The sequence below is a fragment of the Advenella sp. RU8 genome, from assembly GCF_048381675.1.
Lineage (GTDB): Bacteria > Pseudomonadota > Gammaproteobacteria > Burkholderiales > Burkholderiaceae_B > Advenella.
In genome coordinates, this window is sequence record NZ_JBLWIS010000007.1 from 54,363 (window position 1) to 73,483 (window position 19,121).

Genomic DNA, 19,121 nt, shown 5'->3' on the forward strand with positions numbered 1-19,121 from the left:
CCTAATCTCCGCGAACCATCGTAAAGAAATTAACCTTGGAAGCCGCGATATCGGCTTCCCTTTGCAGGCGTTGTTGTTGTTGCTGTTGCTGCAATGGACGCACCAGCATTTCCATCCAGCGTTCATGCTCCTGGCCTTGCAAATGGGCATCGGCCAACGCGGCCAGTTCTGCCTGCTGTTTGTTGCGTCCGGCAATGTAGCTGTAGCCGGTCATGCCATCCTCCAGACGGACGACACAACGGGTAACTGTCATTTCACCCACATTGAAAGCCTGCCCGGTACCACCGGCACGCCCCCGTACCATCACCATGCCGGTTTCAGGTGCCCGAATACGGCGATAGGCAGCAGCGGTCAGTTCGCGCTCGAAAGACATTAATGCATCACCGGCCTTGGCCAGTACCTGCATCCATTGCTGACGCAAGGTTGTGTTTGCTTGAGCTGTCATGCTCGTTAACTCCATTAATAAACACTTGATATTGAAAGTGATCGGCACGGCTGACGGAAAAAGACAATTCCGTTGGCCTGCCATGCTGATCCCTGGATAAGGTCTGGACAGTCAACACCGGCTGCTGATGGGATATCAGCAAACGGCTGGCTTCATCCACGGTAGGCATACGTGCGCCAATCAGGCTGAAAACCCTGACCAACTCACAACCCCTTTGCTGCAAATAGGCTCGCATTGAACCTTTGGCATAATCCTTCAGCAAAAAGGCGTACCGCTGCGAAAAAAAATGACTGATCAGGCTGACCGGTTGATCCTCGATCAGCCTGAGCGTTTTATATTCAAGAATTCCTTCATCTTCCTTTAACTGAAGATGCCTGATTTCATCAGCATTGGCGGGACGCTGATATACCTTCAGCAAACGGGCCTCGGCGCTATATCCCAGGGCACTGAAAGACTCGCTATAGGCGCTGTCGGCACGCACCGGATACAGCATGGGCCGGTTCAGCACCTGGGTACCTTTACCCTTGATGCGAATCACGCTGCCTTCCTGGGCCAGGATATCCAACGCCCTGCGAACCGTATGCCGGTTAACGCCAAAACGCCTGGCCAGCGGCAATTCACCAGGCAATAAATCTCCCGCCTGATAAATAGACAACTCCGCCCTTAGCGTGGCTGCCAATGTCAAATAAACCGGACCTTCTTGTCTAGACAAGTTCATGGTTGAAAAAGGGCAATTGAATGCCCATGATCCTTTAGATGAAAAAGCGGCGTAACCGTTGTGAAATCATGTCAATAATGCTGACCGCGGCAATAATGATTAACAGGATGGCAGCACTTTGCCCAAACTGAAAACCACGGATGGCTTCCCACAACAAGACACCAATACCACCGGCCCCCACCATGCCCACAACCGTTGCGGAACGCACGTTTGATTCAAAACGGTAGAGGACATAGGAAATCCACAGTGGCATGACCTGGGGAATAACCCCGAAAATCACTTCCTGCAAGGCACTTGCGCCAGTGGCGCGCACACCTTCCACCGGGCCGGGATCAATGGACTCGACCGCTTCGGCAAACAACTTGGCCAAGACCCCCGTTGTTCCCAGAAACAAGGCGAGCGTTCCGGCAAAAGGACCCAAACCAACCGCAACCACAAACAGCATGGCAAAAACCATTTCATTGATTGAACGCAAGGCATCCATCAGGCGGCGAACGGGTTGATTGATCCACCATGGCACAATATTGGCTGATGAAAGAATACCCAGCGGAATGCCGGCAATCACGGCCAAAACCGTACCCCATACCGCAATCTGTATGGTGATGATCATTTCGCGCAAATATAATTGCCAATCCGTAAAATTAGGCGGAAAAAAATCTGCGGCAAATTCCAGCATGTTGCCCGAGTCTTTCCACAGCAGTGTCGGATTCATTTCCGCCCCTTGCCAGGACCATCCCAGGATTGCCAGGAACAATCCCCAACCCAACAGGCTTAGTAAAGAGTTGCGTTGCGGCTTTTGCAAATTGATTGGTGAAGTAAGTGTTGTCATATCTTTTCTGTCTCTGTCGTGCATGGCAAATAGCCATGCACTTTTTAAATCCTGCTATTGAAATCAGGATTTGGTGGCTTCCAGTTCTTTCATGCGAGCGGCCAGTTTTTCCAGGTCAGCATCCAGTTTTTGCAACTGGGCCTGTTTATCGGCCTCGGACAGTTTGCTGTCACCTGCCACCTGATTACGCTTTTTAAACAGCTCCAACTGACGGATTGGCAACAACTGGTCATTGCTGGAGGGCTTGAATTTAGCCCAGCCCAGCACATTTAATACAGCCAGTTCTTCCGGTTTGTCACCATAAGTATTGAAGAATTCGGTGAATTTTTCCTTGGCATCATCAGGCAAATTTTTACGCCACACGATCGGATCTGCCGGAATCAATGGGGAACGCCAGATTTCCTTGATAAGTGCGGCTTTTTCAGGGTTTGAAACTTTCAAACGGTCAATGCTTTCGGTGTTATTGGTCGCGATATCAACCTGTTTATTTGCTACCGAGAGCGCGTTGATTTCATGGCTGGCGTTCACGGTACGCTTGAAAATCTTGTTCGGATCAATGTTATTCTGGGCAAAAACGTAATAGCCGGGCACCAGGAAACCTGAGGTAGAGTTGGGATCACCGTTACCAAAATTCAGGTTTTTGGCTTTGCTGATCATGTCTTCAACATTATTGATCGGGCTATCTTTATGCGCGATCAACAGGCTCCAGTAACCGGGCTTGCCATCTTTATCAACCGTTTGATAAATAACTTCACCATTGGCACGATCAACCGCTTCCATGGCTGATTTATTGCCATACCAGGCAATGTCAACTTTATCAAAACGCATGCCCTGAATGATCCCGGCATAATCCGGCGCAAAGAAGGCCTTGATTTCATAACCGGTTTTTTTGGACATATCATCCAGGAAAGGATCCCACAACTGTTTTAAGTTTTGTGAGGACTCCGTGGAAATGATACCGAAATTGATTTCCTTTTTATCTTTTGCATAAACAGCACCTGCTGACAGGGCCGATGCTAATAGGGAAATGCCCACACGCTGGTAAATTGATTTAAACATCATGTATCTCTGGTCTCGGGTTATAAATAAAAAACAAATGAACTAATAAAGGAATACAACAACTTCAAGAAGGGGTTTTTCCAAGTTCTTTCATACGCAAAGAGATTTTTTCCAGCTCCGCATCCAACGGGGCAATTTTTTCCTCTTTTTGCGCGGCACTCAGTTTTTCATCACTTACAATCGCCGACCGTTGCTTAAACAGATCCAATTGGCGGATCGGCAATAATTGGTCATTGTCAGAAGGTTTGAATTTAGACAAGCCCATGTCATTGAGTACCTTCATGTCGACCGCCTCATCGCCATAAGCATCAAAAAACATCTTGATGGCACGCTTGGCATCATCGGACAGGTCGGTACGCCACACAATTGGATTGTCAGGAATCAGGGGAGATTTCCAAATAACCTTCAGTTTCTCGGCTTTATCAGGGCTATTCTTTTTCAGGCGCTCCATGGCACCGGTATTAAAAGTGGCCACGTCAAGCTGCTTGTTAGCCACAGACAGGGCATTGACTTCATGATTGCCATTCATCGAACGCTTGAAAATCTTGTTTGGTTCAACATTATTTTGGGCAAAAACGTAATAGCCTGGCACCAGATATCCCGAGGTGGAGTTAGGATCACCATTGCCAAAATTCAGGTTTGCCGCCTGAGCCAGCATCTCTTCAACGCTATTGATCGGGCTGTCTTTATGCGTAATCAGCAAACTCCAGTAACCCGGTTGCCCTTCCTTGTTCACCAACTGGTAAATCACCTCGCCCTTGGCTCGGTCTACGGCCTCCATGGCCGAGTTATTGCCAAACAAAGCCAGATCCACTTTATTGAAACGCATGCCTTGGATAATCCCGGCATAGTCAGGTGCAAAGAAGCCCTTCACTTGGTAGCCGGTTTTTTTTGACATCTCCGCCAGCAAAGGCTCCCATTTGTTTTTCAGATTCTGGGATGACTCGGTTGAAATAATGCCAAAATTGAGCTCTTTAACTTCCTGGGCTTGTGCAACGCCCATGAGCATAGAAACGGTGAGCGGCAAAGTAGCCAGCACTTTATATATCTTTTTCATCTACATCACTTTTATTTTAAATTTAAATCAGGCAACCTTGCGTTCCACTTGCTTAAGCATTGGTTCGCTTTGTTCTTGCCTGGTTTCTTGATGCTCGGAAAACAACAAATTCGTCCCCAACTCGGCCCCATACAAATCATTCAGAAAATGATTAGTCAGGCCACTGATTGGACCATCGAAGTGCTTTTTGCCATTTTTCAGGGCAACCGCATGTTTACAGTACTTCACCGCATAATCCACCTGATGCAAGGTGACAATCACTGTTTTGCCGTCTTTTTTATTGATATCGGCCAAGGCATCCATCACATTACGGGCAGACTCCGGATCAAGAGAAGCAATGGGTTCGTCGGCCAGGATAATTTCTGCCTGCTGGCAAAGCGTACGGGCAATCGCCACCCTTTGCTGCTGGCCACCCGACAAGGTTGAAGCACGTCGATAGGCATGTTCAAGCAGGCCCACACGTTCAAGTGCGCGCAAGGCCCGTTCTTTTTCTTCAGCATTAAACAAACCCAGGGTGCCACGCAAACGGGACATCCGGCCCAGACAGCCCAGCAATACATTTTGCAGCACGCTTAAGCGGCCAACCAGATTGAATTGCTGAAAAATATATCCAATATCCGAACGAATGCGACGCACGTCACGGCTCAGATGACCATCGCCCTGGACCTGTTTACCCAATGCATGAATGGTTCCGCCATTTGCCCGATCGGCACAGGCCAGGCCCGACAAATGTCTCAGTAATGTTGATTTACCCGAACCTGATGCGCCAATCAGCGCCACCATGGCACCTATGGGTACATCCAGTTCCATATTGAATAAAACCTGTTTGGAACCAAAAGTTTTGTTCAGGTTTTGTACTTGAATAGCTGAAGCCATTTTTCTGCCTTTTTACAAAGGATTAATTCGAAAGATGGCTGCATCATAATGAGGTGATATGACAGGATAGTTAATGATTTATGACGAAATGGCAATATTATTCTTTGATAACCATCCCGAAAACCAGACAGGTTAACCCCGACAAAACCTGACGCTATCTATGTAATAAAAAAGGAATTGCCGAATTTTGGCAATTCCTTGATGACCCAAAAACTAGACAGGTTAAATGAAAAATTTAATTTGTAATAAGCGTACACAATGCAAAAAAAACTTCACCTCCTGTCGCATATTGCCGATTAACCACGCATGGTCACAAACTCTTCCGCTGTAGTGGGGTGAATGCCAATCGTACTGTCAAACCCGGCCTTGGTGACCCCTGCCTTGACGGCAACCGCAAAGCCCTGAATGATTTCACCGGCATCCTCACCCGCCATATGCATGCCTACCACTTTATCAGTGGCCACATCCACAATCAGCTTCATGAAAACCCGTGCGCTACTGCCGCTAAGTGTATGCTTGAGCTGACGAAATTCGGAACGAAATACCCGGATATCGCCAAATTTCTCCCAGGCTTGCTCTTCTGAATAGCCTACCGTGCCGATATTGGGATGGGTAAACACAGCTGTTGGAATATATTCATAACTCATTTTTTTCTGGTTTTTACCAAACAAGTCATCCACCAGCACCATTGCCTCGGCAAGGGCCACAGGCGTAAGCTGGATCCGGTCTGTCACATCACCCAGGGCAAAAATCGAAGGAATCGTTGTCTGATAACGCTCGTTAACCTTGATGGCCCCGTTTTTGGCGGTTTCACCACCCAACTCCTCAAAGCCCAGCCCACTGATATTGGGCGCACGGCCGGTGGCATATAAAATCTGGTCTGCCACCAGGACAGAGCCATCCTCGAGGGTTGCTTTCAGGCCTTCCATGGTTTTTTCAATTGAGGCGATATTCGCATTGACCCTTATATCGACACCCGCCTTGCGCATTTCATCGGCCACAAAATCACGGACTTCACGATCGAAGCCACGCAGGATCTGTTCGGAGCGGTACAACTGGATAACCGTTGAACCCAAACCATTAAAAATAGAAGCAAATTCGCTGGCAATATACCCCCCACCCACCACCAGCAGGCGCTGCGGAAATTCGGGCAGGTCAAATATCTCATTAGAGGTAATCACATGTTCTTTACCCGGCACATCCGGAACGGTGGGCTTGCCACCGGTAGCAATAAGGATATGCTTTGCCGTATAAGTTTGCCCGTTATCAAGCTGAACCGTGTGCGGATCTTGTAATTTTGCCCACCCGCGTACCAACTCTACACCGGCCCCCTTGAAGAGGTTTTCATAAACGCCGTTAAGACGGCTGATCTCTGTAGCCCTACGTTGCTTCAGGGTTTCCCAGTTAAGCACCGGCTTTTCCCCTTCCCAGCCATAGCCATGCGACTCTTCGAATGCCTCGGCATAATGCGCCGCATAACTGTACAATTTTTTGGGAATACATCCCAGGTTCACGCAGGTCCCCCCCAAAGGAGCCCCTTCTGCAGCGGCTACCCGTGCCCCTGTCTGGGCGGCCATACGGGCAGCCCGTACACCACCACTTCCGGCACCAATTACAAACAAATCAAAATCAAATTTATTCTGTTCACTCATTGTTGTTTCCCACGTTAATCATCCGGTTCATTATACGTGCTTTGGCCCGATCTCAGGATTGAAGGAAAATGCCTGCACCGCAATGCCTGTTCCGCCCACCGGAACAGGCATTTCATTTATTCAAAAATCACATTAATTAAATTCAGTAATTAGTTGTTTTAAAACAATATATTTTAAATAAATATATTTATTATGACGGCAAAACCTTTATAAACAGCTTATTGCCTGCGATACTGTAAGCACACTTTCTTGCCCAAGGTGCCGCCATGTCGATCCGTTTTTTTCTTTCCGCTCTTGTCTGTTCCTTGCTGCTGGCGGGTTGTTCCAGCAGTCCAAAGCTTGCCGGTTCATCCAAATACGCCAGTGTCGATGCTGCCAAACGACAACCCGTCATGAAAAACGCCCTGTCTTATATTGGCACCCCCTATCGTTATGGTGGCAACCATCCCGAAGAAGGTTTTGATTGCAGCGGTTTTGTCAATTATGTATTCAACGAAACCGCCAATGTCAAACTGCCTCGCAAAACCTCAACAATTGCCAGCGTTTCAAGACCAGTATCCAAATCGGCCCTGAAAAAAGGCGACCTGGTTTTCTTCAATACTTCGGGCCCTTACACTCATATGGGGATTTATATTGGCGATGACAAATTCGTGCATGCCCCGTCCAGTCGCAATAAGGGAAAAGTCAGGGTTGACTCCTTAAGCAGCCGCTACTTTGCACAGCGGTTTACCGATGCACGAACGCTGTTTATCCAATAGAAAAAGCCCGCCTTAACCAGCGGGCTTTTGTCACAATAAAGCAGGCATGGCCAGCACTTTATAGTGTGGCCATAAAATCATGGTTCTACTGCTTGAATTCTGGCTCGTGCAACCAAGCTGCATGCTTGGGTGCTTTTTTGGTTTTTGACCATTCTTCCAGCATATCCCATTTCACCTCATCAAGCTTGCGATCCATTTCAGGGGTTGCGGTTTTTGCCGCCAACTCTAAACGATGGCCGTTAGGATCACGGAAATAGATGGACTTGAAAATCACATGATCAGTTACCCCAATCACGTCGATGCCCTTAGCCTGCAACCTTGCCTTGGTTTCTTCCAGCTCTTCAACGCTGCCAACCTGAAAAGCAATATGCTGAACCCAGTCGGGCGTATTTTGGTCACGACCCATTGGCGGAGAATTGGGTACCTCAAAAAAAGCCAGGATATTGCCGTTGCCGGCATCCATGAAAATATGCATGTAAGGATCAGGCGCTTTGGTTGAAGGAACCTTGTCTTCTGCGATGGCCAGGACGAAATCCATACCCAGGTTTTCTTTGTACCAAAGTACGGTTTCTTTTGCATCTTTGCAGCGATAAGCAACGTGATGAATTTGTTGGATTGCCATGATATTTGCCTCTAAAAATTTTGTGTGTGTATTTGAGATACCGGATTAATTAGTAACCATGGTTACCATTAAACCAATATTATTTATTGATGTCAACAATAATTAATAAAAATCAATTATTTATTAAAAAAACATTATTTTTTAGGTATCATTAAATTAATAATTTTTGTTACTATATTGCCTTCATCCATTTTTTCCATTATGAACCTGAACCTGGACGATTTCCTTCCTTACCAGATTACGGCATTGGCTGAACTAGTCAGCCAGTCGATTGCCCCTGTCTATCAGGCCCGCCACGGCCTTATGCGGGATGACTGGCGGGTTTTGTTTGCCCTCAACCAAGGCAAACATATGCGCGCCACCGACATCGCCCATCATGCAAGCCTTGATAAAATGCAGGTCAGTCGCGCCATTGCGCGGCTGGAAGAGAAAAAATTGCTGGCCAGAAGCGTTGATGAACAGGACAAACGCAACCTGATCATTTCAGTCACGCCCAAAGGCCGCTCGGTCTATCAGGAAATTGCACCCGGCATGCTGGCCCGCAACCAGTTCCTGCTCGAAGGCCTGCACCAGAACGAACAGGAACAGCTCAAAACCATCCTGCAATCCATCCACCAGCGGGCTGAACAGCTTATCAGGCAAGGCTAGCCCTCTTCAACCCGGCACGCAATTTAAGTTATCATTATTGGCATTCTGAACAGATATAAATACGGACTGGACTTGATTAACAATACACTTACCATTGCCGGGATGGATCCTTCCGGCGGAGCCGGCATACTGGCCGACGTAAAAACAATGAGTGCCCTGGGCACCTATGCCTGTGCTGTCGTGGCGGCACTTACCGCACAAAATACGCAGGGTGTGACCGGTGTACAGGCAATCACCCCCGAGTTTGTCGCCTTGCAGCTGGACACCCTTTTTCAGGATGTACGCATTGACGCAGTCAAGATCGGCATGCTAGGCCATGAGAAAGTCACCCTGGCAGTTACCGAAAAGCTGGCACAATTCAAGCCCGAATATATTGTGCTGGACCCTGTCATGGTCGCCAAAAGCGGGGATGTACTGCTTGAAAAAAATGCTATTCATGCATTAAAAGATGCACTGATTCCCCTGTCTACCATGATTACGCCCAACCTGCCCGAAGCCGGTGTCCTGCTTGATTCCCGTCCGGTTGAGACCATCAAGGAAATGTACCGTGTTGCAGAAAAACTGCGCAAACTGATGTCTGACCGAGAGAACAAATGGGTTCTGCTTAAAGGCGGACACCTGCCAGGCAATGACACCATCGACTTGCTGTATAACGGCGACCAAATGATAGAACTGCCCGGACAGCGGATAGCCACCAAAAACACCCATGGCACCGGTTGCACGCTATCAGCGGCCATTTGCGCCCTCTTGCCGCAACGCCAAAACATCCCGGAAGCCACAAAACAGGCCAAGGCCTACCTGGTTGCCGCAATTGCCCAGGCAGACCGGCTTACGGTTGGCAACGGTCACGGTCCCGTGCAACATTTTCATGCATGGTGGTAAGGATTACGACAAAACACGAATGATCTTAGTACAATAGGTCCAACTTTCATTTGAATGATTACAAGAAGCCAATATGAATGCCCCAACATCTTTAATTGAACAAAGCCGCTTTAACATGGTAGAGCAGCAGATCCGCCCGGCCAATGTTTTTGATAGTGCAGTACTGGATGCCATGCTTGCATTGCCGCGCGAGAACTTCGTTCCCGAACGCTACAAAAACCTGGCTTTTTCCGATATTGAAATTCCATTGGTCATCAACGGAATTGATACCCATGAGACCATGCTGCCACCTAAAATAGAGGCGCGCCTGGCACAGGAACTTCAATTAAAGCCCACTGATGCAGCACTGGAGATCGGTACGGGTTCAGGCTTTCAGGCTGCCTTGCTCAGTCGCTTGTGTGCACAGGTTCTCAGCATCGAAATCGATACGCATATCGCCGCTTTCGCCAAGGAAAATCTGCAGCGTGAAAAAATCAGCAATGTCAATGTTGAAATTGGTGATGGCCGCACTGGCTGGGGCTCGGCCGAGTTCAATGCCATTCTGGTTACCGGTTCCCTGCCCAGCATCCCGGACTCCCTGAAATACCAGCTTGCCATCGGTGGTCGCCTGGTTGCTGTTGTAGGTCAGGCTCCCGCCATGACTGCCGTACGGATTACCCGTACCACAGCCGCCTCCTTCGAAACCGAATCTTTGTTTGAAACCTGCATCAAGCCACTTAGTGGCACCACCGTTTCACACTTCAAGTTCTAGGCATTCTCTTCAGGCGCCTGCCCTGCTTCCCTGATTTTATTCACCAGGGAAGTGGTGGAGCGCTGAAACTCAAAGGGAATGGCTATTGCCTTGCCACCCCAGCTTTTTACCCTTGCCGTTTCTGGCAGTTTTTCCATTTCATAATCGCCACCCTTGACAATAATGTCTGGCTTTAGCTGCTCTATCAGCTCAAGCGGCGTGTCTTCAGCAAAACTAGTAACGGCACTTACGCAAGACAATGCCGCCAACAAAGCCGCCCGGTCTTCCTGACTATTCAAGGGGCGGTCGGGCGCCTTGCCCAGGCGTCGTACCGACTCATCGGTATTGACGGCAACAATTAACGTAGCACCCAGTTGTGCCGCCTGATCAAGATAACTGACATGTCCGCGATGCAAGATGTCAAACACCCCATTGGTAAATACCAGGGGACGCTTTAATTCACCCTTTTCCACTGCCTGCAAACATTGCTCGCGACTGAGTATTTTTTTTTCAAAGCGAATCGTCATTATTGCCTCAACTCCTTATTTATTGAACAAGCCTGCATTGACTGCCAGCCACAAGAAAAGAAATGCATTAAGTGCCAGGACAATCCCGACTACGGTTAACACCCGTTTGGTCTTGACCTGCGTCTGGTTAAGTTTTTCCAGTTCTTTCCTGAGCTGGGGCTGACTATAATCACGAGCCAGGCTGGCATGCACCAAACGGGGCAATTCGGGAATGATCTGCGACCATTGGGGGGCCTCATGCTTGATGCGCTCAAGCAGTCCTTTAGGTCCAATACGGTTCCACATCCATTTTTCCAGGAAAGGCTTGGCAGTTTTCCATAAATCCAGATCAGGATCCAGTTCACGACCCATCCCTTCAACATTAAGCAGGGTTTTCTGCAGCAGGACAAGCTGGGGCTGGATCTCAACATTAAAGCGGCGGGAAGTCTGGAACAGCCGCATTAACACTTGCCCTAATGAAATCTCAGAAAGAGGCCGATCAAAATGCGGTTCACATACCGCCCGCACAGCCGCCTCAAGCTCTTCCTCTCGGGTATTTGGCGGTACCCAGCCCGATTCAATATGGAGCTGGGCCACGCGACGATAATCGCGCTGGAAAAATGCCAGGAAATTTTGGGCCAAATAGTTTTTATCAAATTCGGAAAGGGAGCCAACAATCCCGAAGTCAAGAGCAATGTACTTGCCCATGGAAGCGGGCTGCTCTGACACCAGGATATTGCCCGGATGCATGTCTGCGTGGAAAAAGCCGTCTTCAAACACCTGGGTAAAGAAAATTTCCACCCCCATGCGCGCGAGTTTCTTGATATCTACCCCCGCCTTGCGCAAGCGCTCAACCTGGCTGACCGGAATCCCGTCCATCCATTCCATGGTAAAAACCGTTTTGGAAGTCAGGTTCCAGATAACCTCGGGCACCATGATCAGCTGGCTACGCTCGGGACTGGCAGAAAAATTACGTCTTAACTGACTGCAATTAGCGGCTTCAACCTGCAAATCCAGTTCATCATGCAGGTATTTATCAAATTCGGCCACCACTTCCTGAGGCTTAAGGCGACGGCCATCAGCCAACATTTTTTGTATCAAGCCGGCAAATACCCGCATGATGGCCAGGTCTTTCTCAATCACCTCAAGCATGCCGGGCCTGAGCACCTTAACCGCTACCTGTCGCCCATCATGCAACACCGCCCTGTGGACCTGGGCAACCGAAGCCGATGCCACCGGAACAGGATCAAACTTGGCAAACAGTTGATCAGGAGACTTTCCAAAAGCCTTGGTAATGCTTTCGATGGCAAGCTCAGATGAGAATGGCGGGACCCTGTCCTGCAAAGCCGACAATTCATCGGCAATATCAAGGGGAACCAAGTCACGCCGGGTCGACAACACTTGCCCGAATTTGACAAATATCGGGCCCAATGACTCTAGCGCCAGGCGCAATCGCTCGCCACGCGGTTTCTTGTATTTACGCCCAAGACGAACCACCTTCAGCAAATTAGTTGCAACAGGATGCTTGATACCGCTTAAAACCAGTTCATCCAGGCCATACCGGATTGAAATTAAAATAATCCTGATAAGCCGAAAAAAAGTCATCATCATGAAACACCCCGGTCACTTCGTTTGGTTTGCAGTGCCCGGACTCTGTTTTGCAAGTCATCCAACCGTTGGTTTTTTTGCTTCACCTGTTCCTGAAAGCTTTCAAAAGCAGGACGCGACAATATCATGCGCGCCTCTTCAGACAAATATTCGCTGACATTTTCCGCCCCCCGGCGGACCAGTTCCTGCCCGTTGTCCCGAACAAAACCAAAACTTTTGATAAGCCGTTTGGCCAGAATGGGGCCAACCATACGCCTCAGGTCATGCTCGACATCCCAACGCAAGTCGCGGGCCAGGTCTGACACCAGTTGAGCCAGCCCGGCATCACCCTCAAGGTGCAGCAAGGAAGACAAAAGCTGGGGATTATCACGATTACGGATGGCATCGGGAAGTTCGCTAAACTTGTCTTCAGGCAAGGAAAGACTCACGTTGGGAACGATCGCGGCATCAGCCACGCTTAATGAACCATCATAGTGCAGGGTATAAAGGAACGAAAAACGGGCGATATTGATCCGCACGGTTTTACCTGCATGCGCAGCGACCTTATCCTTGGCCCAAGGCTCTCGGTTAAGTAAGGCGTTCAGCAGATTAACGGAAACCTGATTAGGATGAAGAAAAGAGGGGAACATTTGATGCGTCCGGCAGAAAAAACAGTTTGGCAAACAAACTTCAAGTTTACCTTTTTTTGTCATGGCCCTGCCATAAACCTAAGCGGAACAAAGAATCCAGGCTGGCAAGGCCACCAATATAATCAAGCACAAACAAATAAAGGCGCCCTATAAAAGAGCGCCTTTATGATTATAGGCCGGCCAATTAAATTAAAAAGCAGGCACAGCAATCAGATGGCATCAAGATGCAGAGTCAACGGGAATTTGCTGGATACCCGCCAACAGCCACCCGCCCTGCTCGGGCTTGTACAAGTTCCATACCTCTTCAAAACGGAATGCGGCAGTATTCACCTCTTCACGCAGCATGCCAGAGAAGCGGACACTGGCCAAGTGACCGTCATTGACCTGTTCGATACCCAGCAGCTCTGCATTGAGCAGCACCACTTCAGTCACAGTCTGGCCGGCACGAGCGGTAATTTGCGGTGTCAGCTCGGCAATCAGGTCGTCAGTGAGGTATTCTTTAAGGGCCGGTATATCGCCCTTGTCCCAAATACCCTGAATGGCCTTGAACTGTTGCTTGGCATTCTGCAAGAAAGCAGGCGTGTCAAAATCGGCCGGTACAAACCAGGTTTTATCAACATTGGGGTTTTCGGCAGCAACCACTTCGGGCTGGGTCGTTGAAACCGGCGCAGCCACAGGGGCCGGCGCGGCGGCAGGCATGGCCGGCTTTTGGCCAAACATGGGCTGCTGTTCGTTCTGGCGATACATATTGTTATTGCCAGCGGCACCTTGCATGGCAGGCTTGGCTACGCCACCACGCAGGCGGCGAACGATAAACATGATGGCAAAAATGACAATACCAATCAGGATTGCGCTGGAAAGGAACTCAAGAAAAGCGCCACCTAAGCCCATGCTGGATAACAAGGCTGCAATACCCAAGCCAGCGGCGATGCCCGCGATAGGTCCCAAAAAGCGTGAAAAACCGCTTTTTTGCGCAGCAGCACCGGTTGCAGCAGCTGTACTGCCAGCGGCTGCAGAACGCTGTGTTGTATTGGCAGCTGCCGGAGGAGTCGTTGCTGCACGATTCTGAGTAACGTTACTGGACTGACGGCCAACGCTGCTACCACCACCCATGCGACGCGCTTCGGCATCAAAAGAAACCGTCAGCATGGCGGAGGTTGATACCACCACCAATGCCGCGGCTAAAAATTTGGACCATTTCTTAGTCATTAAAACTAGCTCCTTGTATATAATCGGGCCTGCCTTCGCAGGCGTATCGGCTAATCTTACAAAAAGCTGAACGTTTTCACAAGTAAAAAAAACCAAAAAGGCAAGGCTATTGTTTCAAAACACTACTTTTCAACCATTCCCTGCCCTGTTTTATGACACCAACCGAGCTTGCTTTCAGCCCAGCTTGATACCCTCGTGCACAGCGGCAACGCCCGCAGTCAGGTTAAAATACTGCACCCGATCAAAGCCAACTTCACGCATCATGCCTGCCAGCGTTTCCTGGTCAGGATGCATGCGAATGGATTCGGCCAGGTAACGGTAACTGTCTTCATCGCTGGCAATTTTCTTGCCCAGCCAAGGCAATATATTGAAAGAGTACCAGTCATAAGCAGGTTCCAGTGGCTTGTAAACCCTGGAAAACTCAAGTACCAGCAGTTTGCCGCCCGGTTTGAGCACCCTGAACATTTCAGCCAGCGCTTTTTCTTTATGTGTCATATTGCGCAAACCAAATGCCACCGTTACGCAATCAAAATAATTATCGGGAAACGGCAAGTACTCAGCGTCACAAACCGCTGTAGGCAAGACGACACCTTTGTCGATAAGACGGTCACGGCCCACACTTAACATGGAACTGTTGATATCGGTATGCCAGACCTCTCCAGTATCCCCCACTTTTTTCCCAAAAGCCAGGGCAAGGTCTCCGGTGCCTCCGGCGATATCAAGCACCTTCATGCCCCGGCGTACATTGGCCCGGCCAATGGTGAACACTTTCCAGACCCGATGCAACCCTACCGACATAAGATCATTCATGACATCGTAACGGGAAGCCACCGAGTGAAAGACTTCCGCCACCTTGCTGGCCTTTTCGGATTCATTGACGGTCTTGAAGCCGAAATGGGTGGTTGAATTTTCGCTGCTTTCTTGGTTCGTATCAGGTTTCATACAATAATCTTATTTAAACGGAGTGTTGTCACAAACATGACATAATTAGGCAATACCATAAGTGTCATACATAAGTATTGCATTTTAACATTGGTACCATTACAAATTTTACTTCATTATGGCAAGCACAATCCTCGTAGTAGAAGATGAGCCGGCAATTCAGGAACTCATTTCCGTCAATTTATCCTTTGCAGGTCATAAAGTTTTACGCGCACTTGATGCTGAACAGGCAAAAATCCTGATCAACGCAGAGCTCCCTGACCTGATTCTGCTGGACTGGATGCTACCCGGTGCTTCGGGCCTGAGCCTGGCCAGAAGCCTGCGGTCCGATGAACGGACCAAGGGCATTCCCATCATCATGCTAACAGCCAAAAGCGCTGAAGAAGATAAAGTTGAAGGCCTTGAAAGTGGTGCCGACGACTATATTACAAAGCCCTTTTCACCCAAAGAGCTAATGGCACGCATCAAGGCGGTTTTACGTCGCCGGGCACCACAACTGACCGATGATGAAATTGAAATTGCCGGCCTTAAACTGGATCCGGTTTCCCACCGAATTACCGGCAATGGCAACAACCTGCCCTTGGGGCCCACTGAATTCCGCCTTTTGCATTTTTTCATGACCCACCCCGAACGTGTCTTTACCCGCAGCCAGCTACTTGACCAGGTGTGGGGAGATCATGTGTTTCTTGAAGAAAGAACGGTCGATGTCCATATCCGCCGTTTGCGCAAAGCGCTTGAACCCTCGGACCATCATGGCCTGATTGAAACCGTTCGTGGCAGCGGGTACCGTTTCACCACCCGTCTTCCACAATAACGACCGCATAATGCGATAAAATCCCGTTGGCAGACCAAACGGCCTGTTATTTACCCTTCATTTACACGTTATTTTGGGCATACAGGCCCGGTGGTTGCTTATCATGAGATGGATAAAACCCTTGCTATGGCTTTGTTTCGCAGTATTGTTCTGCATGGGCATTCAATATCTGGCACAGGGTTATTGGGGTATCGTCTCTCTGGGGCTCATCTTTGCGATTTACTATTACCTCGAAGACAAGTACTTCCAACTTACCGTCAAATGGGCCAGGGATACTGAAAATCCGCCCTCTCCCGATCTTGGCAAATATGATGACATTGTCACGCCCATTTACAAGATCCTGCGTTTTCGTGGCAACGAACTGAAAGCACTCAAACACCTGTCCCACAGTGTTTTATCTGCCGCCCAAGCATTGCCCGCCGCTGCCATAACACTAGACCGCAATTTCCATATCGAATGGTGTAACGGCCTGGCGGAAAAAATGCTGGGCCTTAGTTATGAGCAAGACAAGGGATATAACATTTTCAACCTGGTCCGCCTGCCCGAATTTATTGAATATGCACAAAATGGTGACTGGAGCGATTCTTTTGTCACCCACATGGAATCGGATGGCCAGTTCCGATGCCTTAAATTTGACCTGAACCAATATTCGGAAGAAGGCATCCTGATGCTCTGCCAGGATATCACGCAGCTCGAAAAACTGCGCACCACGCAACAAGACTTTGTGGCCAATGTTTCTCACGAAATCCGCACACCGCTTACCGTTCTAATCGGTTTCCTGGAAACACTGCAAGACCTGCCTCCCGAAGCGGTTTCTCCTGAACAACGCAAACAATACGAAACGCTCATGCACGAGCAGGCCCAGCGCATGATGGCGATTGTTGCCGATTTACTGACCCTGTCCACGCTGGAATCCACCCAGGCCAGCAATGGGCAAAAACTGGTGCTGGCCCAGCTGATCGAGTCTGCCGGCCAACAGGCCCACTCCTTGTCCAAAGGCAAGCACAAATTCATTTTTGACATAGACGACAAACTGGCCATTAATGCCCAGCAAACCGAAATATCTTCAGCCATCAGCAACCTGATGACCAATGCCGTTCGATATACTCCTGCCGATGGAACCATTACCGTCAGCTGGCATAAGGACGACAAAGGCAATGCCGTTTTCAGTGTCAAAGACACCGGGCTGGGCATTTCCAAACAGGATATTCCCCGCATCACGGAACGCTTCTACCGGGTCGACAAAAGCCGCTCACGGGCCTCGGGCGGCACCGGACTGGGCCTGGCCATTACAAAACACATCATAATACGGCATAATGCCAAATTGGTCATCGACAGCGAAATCAACAAGGGAAGTACATTCAGCATCATATTTCCCCCCGATAGCATTATTAATGAGCCCGACACCCGTTCATCAAAAAAACTGGCAGTTCACGCCTGAAGGTGATGCGTGCCTGATCATCCGCTTCACGCCTGAAGGCATCAGCACCCGGATCAGCCAGCTTTGCCTGCAGGCGGCCCGAAGCATTGCCAACGCCTGCCTGCCTGGCATCAGCGACATTGTGCCCGCCTATAACTGCGTGGGCGTGCATTACCAGGCTTCCTGCTGGGGCAACATGCCCTATGAAAATCTTTGCCATACTCTGGACGCATTGCTGAAACAACAGCATGACCCTGCCAAGGCAGCAGCCGAAAAAACCGTTGAAATCCCGGTTTGTTATGATCCTGAATATGGCATCGACCTTGAGTTACTGGCAAGCAAATTCCAGTGCAGCATTGAACAGATCATTGCCTTGCATACGTCACGTACGGCACGGGTTTTCATGCTGGGCTTTGCACCAGGCATGCCGTACATGGGCACCCTTGATGAAAAACTGGATGTCCCGCGCCTGGCCACCCCACGCCTTGCCATCGCTGCCGGCTCGGTCGCCATCGCCAACCGGCAAACCGTCATTTACCCCCATGCCTCACCAGGCGGCTGGCATATTATCGGCAGGACACCGATTGCACTGTTTAACCCGGAACGTGCCCCCCACTCACTCCTGTCCCCCGGAAACATGGTCCGTTTCAAGGCAATCAGCAAGGAAACGTTTGCAACCCTAAAGCAGGATAACAATGAGCATCCAGGTCATTAGCCCAGGCGTGCTTTCCACCTTTCAGGATGAAGGCAGGCACCGGTTTCAGTCAATTGGCGTACCCGTTGGCGGTGTCATGAACCAGAGCAGCCTGCGGCTGGCCAATTTACTGGCTGGTAATCCGCCTTCCGAGACAGTACTGGAAATCACCTTAAGCGGTCCCAGGCTGTTGTTTGAAGAAGATGCCTGCATCGCTTTCAGTGGCGCTCCGATACATGCCTTTGCCAATGACACCCCCATACCCGTCAATCGCCCCTTTCTGATACAGGCCGGGCAAACGCTGCATTTCAGGCCAGACCCGCGTTCTGCCATGGCACGCACCTGCCTGGCCGTACATGGCGGATTTGAATTGCCCGCCATGATGGGCAGTTGCAGTACTGACCTGAAAAACCGATTGGGCGGCTATCACGGGCGGGCACTGAAAAAGCAGGACCGGATTGAAATCAAAAAACCGCTGGCCTCCCAGCACCGCCAAACCCTGCTGGATTTTTTCAATGCCCTTGAAATTTATCTTCCCGCCAATTTAGGCTTGCAGAAAAAACACGGCATCAGGGTCATCAAGGGCTATCATTGGGATCATTTCACCCGTGAATCCCAGGCGCGTTTCCTTAACGACTCCTTCAGGATAACACCACAATCCGAACGCATGGGATACCGCCTGCAAGGCCCGGTCCTGGCCTTGCAGTCACCCTTGCAGATCTTGTCCGAACCCACAGCATTCGGCTCCATCCAGGTACCGCCTGATGGCAATCCGATTATCCTCATGGCAGACCGCCAAACCACCGGTGGCTACCCCAAAATCGCGAATGTCATTTCGGCTGATCTCCCGGTTTTGGCCCAAATGCTACCGGGCGAGCATTGCACCTTTTCCCTGCTCGACCTGAAAGAGGCACAAAGATTAATGCTTGATCGGGAAAAAAAGTTCATGACATTGCAAAAACAGCTGGCGCTGATTGCACTGCAATTGTCACAGTGTTACCTTTAAGCATGCAAAGGAGCAAT

General features: G+C 49.5%; 21 protein-coding genes. 8 read left to right on the forward strand and 13 right to left on the reverse strand.

All coding sequences use genetic code 11. The features are described 5' to 3' along the window. Position 1: 1 nt before the first annotated feature. From phnG to gorA, 7 genes are all read right to left on the reverse strand, one after another. A complete protein-coding gene (gene phnG / locus ACM5Q9_RS09925) occupies positions 2–445 on the reverse strand; it encodes a phosphonate C-P lyase system protein PhnG (protein WP_418144575.1) in 444 nt (147 codons plus the stop codon). Beyond that, on the reverse strand, positions 381–1,163 hold the full coding sequence (gene phnF / locus ACM5Q9_RS09930; RefSeq protein WP_418144576.1) for a phosphonate metabolism transcriptional regulator PhnF: 783 nt from the start codon (positions 1,161–1,163) through the stop codon (positions 381–383). The genes phnG and phnF overlap by 65 nt, the downstream gene beginning before the upstream one ends. A gap of 34 nt (positions 1,164–1,197) precedes the next feature. After that, complete coding sequence (gene phnE, locus ACM5Q9_RS09935) at positions 1,198–1,992, reverse strand: phosphonate ABC transporter, permease protein PhnE (RefSeq protein WP_418144577.1); 795 nt, start codon at positions 1,990–1,992, stop codon at positions 1,198–1,200. Positions 1,993–2,055: 63 nt separating this feature from the next. After that, complete coding sequence (gene phnD / locus ACM5Q9_RS09940) at positions 2,056–3,051, reverse strand: phosphonate ABC transporter substrate-binding protein (RefSeq protein ID WP_418144672.1); 996 nt, start codon at positions 3,049–3,051, stop codon at positions 2,056–2,058. A gap of 64 nt (positions 3,052–3,115) precedes the next feature. Further along, the gene (phnD, locus tag ACM5Q9_RS09945; protein ID WP_418144578.1) at positions 3,116–4,108 is read right to left on the reverse strand and encodes a phosphonate ABC transporter substrate-binding protein; all 993 of its coding nucleotides are present in this window, start codon (positions 4,106–4,108) and stop codon (positions 3,116–3,118) included. Positions 4,109–4,135: 27 nt separating this feature from the next. Continuing rightward, complete coding sequence (gene phnC / locus ACM5Q9_RS09950) at positions 4,136–4,984, reverse strand: phosphonate ABC transporter ATP-binding protein (protein ID WP_418144579.1); 849 nt, start codon at positions 4,982–4,984, stop codon at positions 4,136–4,138. Positions 4,985–5,280: 296 nt separating this feature from the next. Next, positions 5,281–6,636, reverse strand: coding sequence for a glutathione-disulfide reductase (gorA, locus tag ACM5Q9_RS09955; protein ID WP_418144580.1), 1,356 nt, complete (start codon positions 6,634–6,636; stop codon positions 5,281–5,283). Positions 6,637–6,902: 266 nt separating this feature from the next. Between gorA and ACM5Q9_RS09960 the strand changes: the two genes are divergently transcribed. After that, positions 6,903–7,394 (forward strand): C40 family peptidase, encoded by a 492-nt coding sequence (locus ACM5Q9_RS09960; protein WP_418144581.1) that lies wholly within the window; start codon positions 6,903–6,905, stop codon positions 7,392–7,394. An 85-nt stretch (positions 7,395–7,479) separates the two neighbouring features. Here the strand turns inward: ACM5Q9_RS09960 and ACM5Q9_RS09965 are convergent, their stop codons facing one another. Beyond that, the gene (locus ACM5Q9_RS09965; protein WP_418144582.1) at positions 7,480–8,016 is read right to left on the reverse strand and encodes a VOC family protein; all 537 of its coding nucleotides are present in this window, start codon (positions 8,014–8,016) and stop codon (positions 7,480–7,482) included. A gap of 177 nt (positions 8,017–8,193) precedes the next feature. On the opposite strand from ACM5Q9_RS09965, the gene ACM5Q9_RS09970 reads away from it, so the two are divergent. From ACM5Q9_RS09970 to ACM5Q9_RS09980, 3 genes are all read left to right on the forward strand, one after another. After that, positions 8,194–8,664: a MarR family winged helix-turn-helix transcriptional regulator gene (locus ACM5Q9_RS09970; RefSeq protein ID WP_418144583.1), complete on the forward strand. Its 471-nt coding sequence runs from the start codon at positions 8,194–8,196 to the stop codon at positions 8,662–8,664. 72 nt (positions 8,665–8,736) lie between these two features. Continuing rightward, on the forward strand, positions 8,737–9,546 hold the full coding sequence (gene thiD, locus ACM5Q9_RS09975) for a bifunctional hydroxymethylpyrimidine kinase/phosphomethylpyrimidine kinase (RefSeq protein WP_418144584.1): 810 nt from the start codon (positions 8,737–8,739) through the stop codon (positions 9,544–9,546). A 73-nt stretch (positions 9,547–9,619) separates the two neighbouring features. Continuing rightward, positions 9,620–10,297 carry a protein-L-isoaspartate O-methyltransferase family protein gene (locus tag ACM5Q9_RS09980; RefSeq protein WP_418144585.1) on the forward strand — a complete coding sequence of 226 codons (678 nt, stop codon included), beginning with the start codon at positions 9,620–9,622 and terminating at the stop codon, positions 10,295–10,297. On the opposite strand, the gene rfaE2 is transcribed toward ACM5Q9_RS09980, so the two are convergent. The 5 genes from rfaE2 to ubiE all read right to left on the reverse strand — a co-directional run bounded on the left by rfaE2 (position 10,294) and on the right by ubiE (position 15,170). Further along, on the reverse strand, positions 10,294–10,806 hold the full coding sequence (gene rfaE2, locus ACM5Q9_RS09985) for a D-glycero-beta-D-manno-heptose 1-phosphate adenylyltransferase (RefSeq protein WP_418144673.1): 513 nt from the start codon (positions 10,804–10,806) through the stop codon (positions 10,294–10,296). The two genes, ACM5Q9_RS09980 and rfaE2, sit on opposite strands and share 4 nt — an antisense overlap. A 12-nt stretch (positions 10,807–10,818) precedes the next feature. Continuing rightward, entirely contained in the window at positions 10,819–12,390 is a 1,572-nt protein-coding gene (ubiB, locus tag ACM5Q9_RS09990; RefSeq protein ID WP_418144674.1) for a ubiquinone biosynthesis regulatory protein kinase UbiB, read from the reverse strand. Beyond that, entirely contained in the window at positions 12,390–13,019 is a 630-nt protein-coding gene (locus ACM5Q9_RS09995; RefSeq protein ID WP_418144586.1) for a ubiquinone biosynthesis accessory factor UbiJ, read from the reverse strand. Before ACM5Q9_RS09995 ends, ubiB begins: the two co-directional genes overlap by 1 nt. Positions 13,020–13,238: 219 nt before the next feature. Beyond that, a complete protein-coding gene (locus ACM5Q9_RS10000) occupies positions 13,239–14,228 on the reverse strand; it encodes a Tim44 domain-containing protein (protein WP_418144587.1) in 990 nt (329 codons plus the stop codon). 174 nt (positions 14,229–14,402) lie between these two features. Continuing rightward, a complete protein-coding gene (gene ubiE, locus ACM5Q9_RS10005; protein WP_418144588.1) occupies positions 14,403–15,170 on the reverse strand; it encodes a bifunctional demethylmenaquinone methyltransferase/2-methoxy-6-polyprenyl-1,4-benzoquinol methylase UbiE in 768 nt (255 codons plus the stop codon). Positions 15,171–15,288: 118 nt separating this feature from the next. On the opposite strand from ubiE, the gene phoB reads away from it, so the two are divergent. From phoB to ACM5Q9_RS10025, 4 genes are all read left to right on the forward strand, one after another. Continuing rightward, positions 15,289–15,984 (forward strand): phosphate regulon transcriptional regulator PhoB, encoded by a 696-nt coding sequence (gene phoB, locus ACM5Q9_RS10010; protein ID WP_418144589.1) that lies wholly within the window; start codon positions 15,289–15,291, stop codon positions 15,982–15,984. 154 nt (positions 15,985–16,138) lie between these two features. After that, on the forward strand, positions 16,139–17,425 hold the full coding sequence (gene phoR, locus ACM5Q9_RS10015) for a phosphate regulon sensor histidine kinase PhoR (RefSeq protein ID WP_418144590.1): 1,287 nt from the start codon (positions 16,139–16,141) through the stop codon (positions 17,423–17,425). Next, positions 17,379–18,119 carry a 5-oxoprolinase subunit PxpB gene (gene pxpB / locus ACM5Q9_RS10020; protein WP_418144591.1) on the forward strand — a complete coding sequence of 247 codons (741 nt, stop codon included), beginning with the start codon at positions 17,379–17,381 and terminating at the stop codon, positions 18,117–18,119. Before phoR ends, pxpB begins: the two co-directional genes overlap by 47 nt. After that, entirely contained in the window at positions 18,100–19,104 is a 1,005-nt protein-coding gene (locus ACM5Q9_RS10025; protein ID WP_418144592.1) for a biotin-dependent carboxyltransferase family protein, read from the forward strand. Before pxpB ends, ACM5Q9_RS10025 begins: the two co-directional genes overlap by 20 nt. Positions 19,105–19,121: the final 17 nt, after the last annotated feature.

Excerpts from the sequence above, each read along its gene's own strand:
- phnG (WP_418144575.1), bottom strand. The coding sequence starts at position 445 with ATGACAGCTCAAGCAAACACAACCTTGCGTCAGCAATGGATGCAGGTA.
- phnF (WP_418144576.1), bottom strand. The coding sequence starts at position 1,163 with ATGAACTTGTCTAGACAAGAAGGTCCGGTTTATTTGACATTGGCAGCC.
- phnE (WP_418144577.1), bottom strand. The coding sequence starts at position 1,992 with ATGACAACACTTACTTCACCAATCAATTTGCAAAAGCCGCAACGCAAC.
- phnD (WP_418144672.1), bottom strand. The coding sequence starts at position 3,051 with ATGTTTAAATCAATTTACCAGCGTGTGGGCATTTCCCTATTAGCATCG.
- phnD (WP_418144578.1), bottom strand. The coding sequence starts at position 4,108 with ATGAAAAAGATATATAAAGTGCTGGCTACTTTGCCGCTCACCGTTTCT.
- phnC (WP_418144579.1), bottom strand. The coding sequence starts at position 4,984 with ATGGCTTCAGCTATTCAAGTACAAAACCTGAACAAAACTTTTGGTTCC.
- gorA (WP_418144580.1), bottom strand. The coding sequence starts at position 6,636 with ATGAGTGAACAGAATAAATTTGATTTTGATTTGTTTGTAATTGGTGCC.
- ACM5Q9_RS09960 (WP_418144581.1), top strand. The coding sequence starts at position 6,903 with ATGTCGATCCGTTTTTTTCTTTCCGCTCTTGTCTGTTCCTTGCTGCTG.
- ACM5Q9_RS09965 (WP_418144582.1), bottom strand. The coding sequence starts at position 8,016 with ATGGCAATCCAACAAATTCATCACGTTGCTTATCGCTGCAAAGATGCA.
- ACM5Q9_RS09980 (WP_418144585.1), top strand. The coding sequence starts at position 9,620 with ATGAATGCCCCAACATCTTTAATTGAACAAAGCCGCTTTAACATGGTA.
- ubiB (WP_418144674.1), bottom strand. The coding sequence starts at position 12,390 with ATGATGACTTTTTTTCGGCTTATCAGGATTATTTTAATTTCAATCCGG.
- ACM5Q9_RS09995 (WP_418144586.1), bottom strand. The coding sequence starts at position 13,019 with ATGTTCCCCTCTTTTCTTCATCCTAATCAGGTTTCCGTTAATCTGCTG.
- ACM5Q9_RS10000 (WP_418144587.1), bottom strand. The coding sequence starts at position 14,228 with ATGACTAAGAAATGGTCCAAATTTTTAGCCGCGGCATTGGTGGTGGTA.
- ubiE (WP_418144588.1), bottom strand. The coding sequence starts at position 15,170 with ATGAAACCTGATACGAACCAAGAAAGCAGCGAAAATTCAACCACCCAT.
- phoB (WP_418144589.1), top strand. The coding sequence starts at position 15,289 with ATGGCAAGCACAATCCTCGTAGTAGAAGATGAGCCGGCAATTCAGGAA.
- phoR (WP_418144590.1), top strand. The coding sequence starts at position 16,139 with ATGGGCATTCAATATCTGGCACAGGGTTATTGGGGTATCGTCTCTCTG.
- pxpB (WP_418144591.1), top strand. The coding sequence starts at position 17,379 with ATGAGCCCGACACCCGTTCATCAAAAAAACTGGCAGTTCACGCCTGAA.
- ACM5Q9_RS10025 (WP_418144592.1), top strand. The coding sequence starts at position 18,100 with ATGAGCATCCAGGTCATTAGCCCAGGCGTGCTTTCCACCTTTCAGGAT.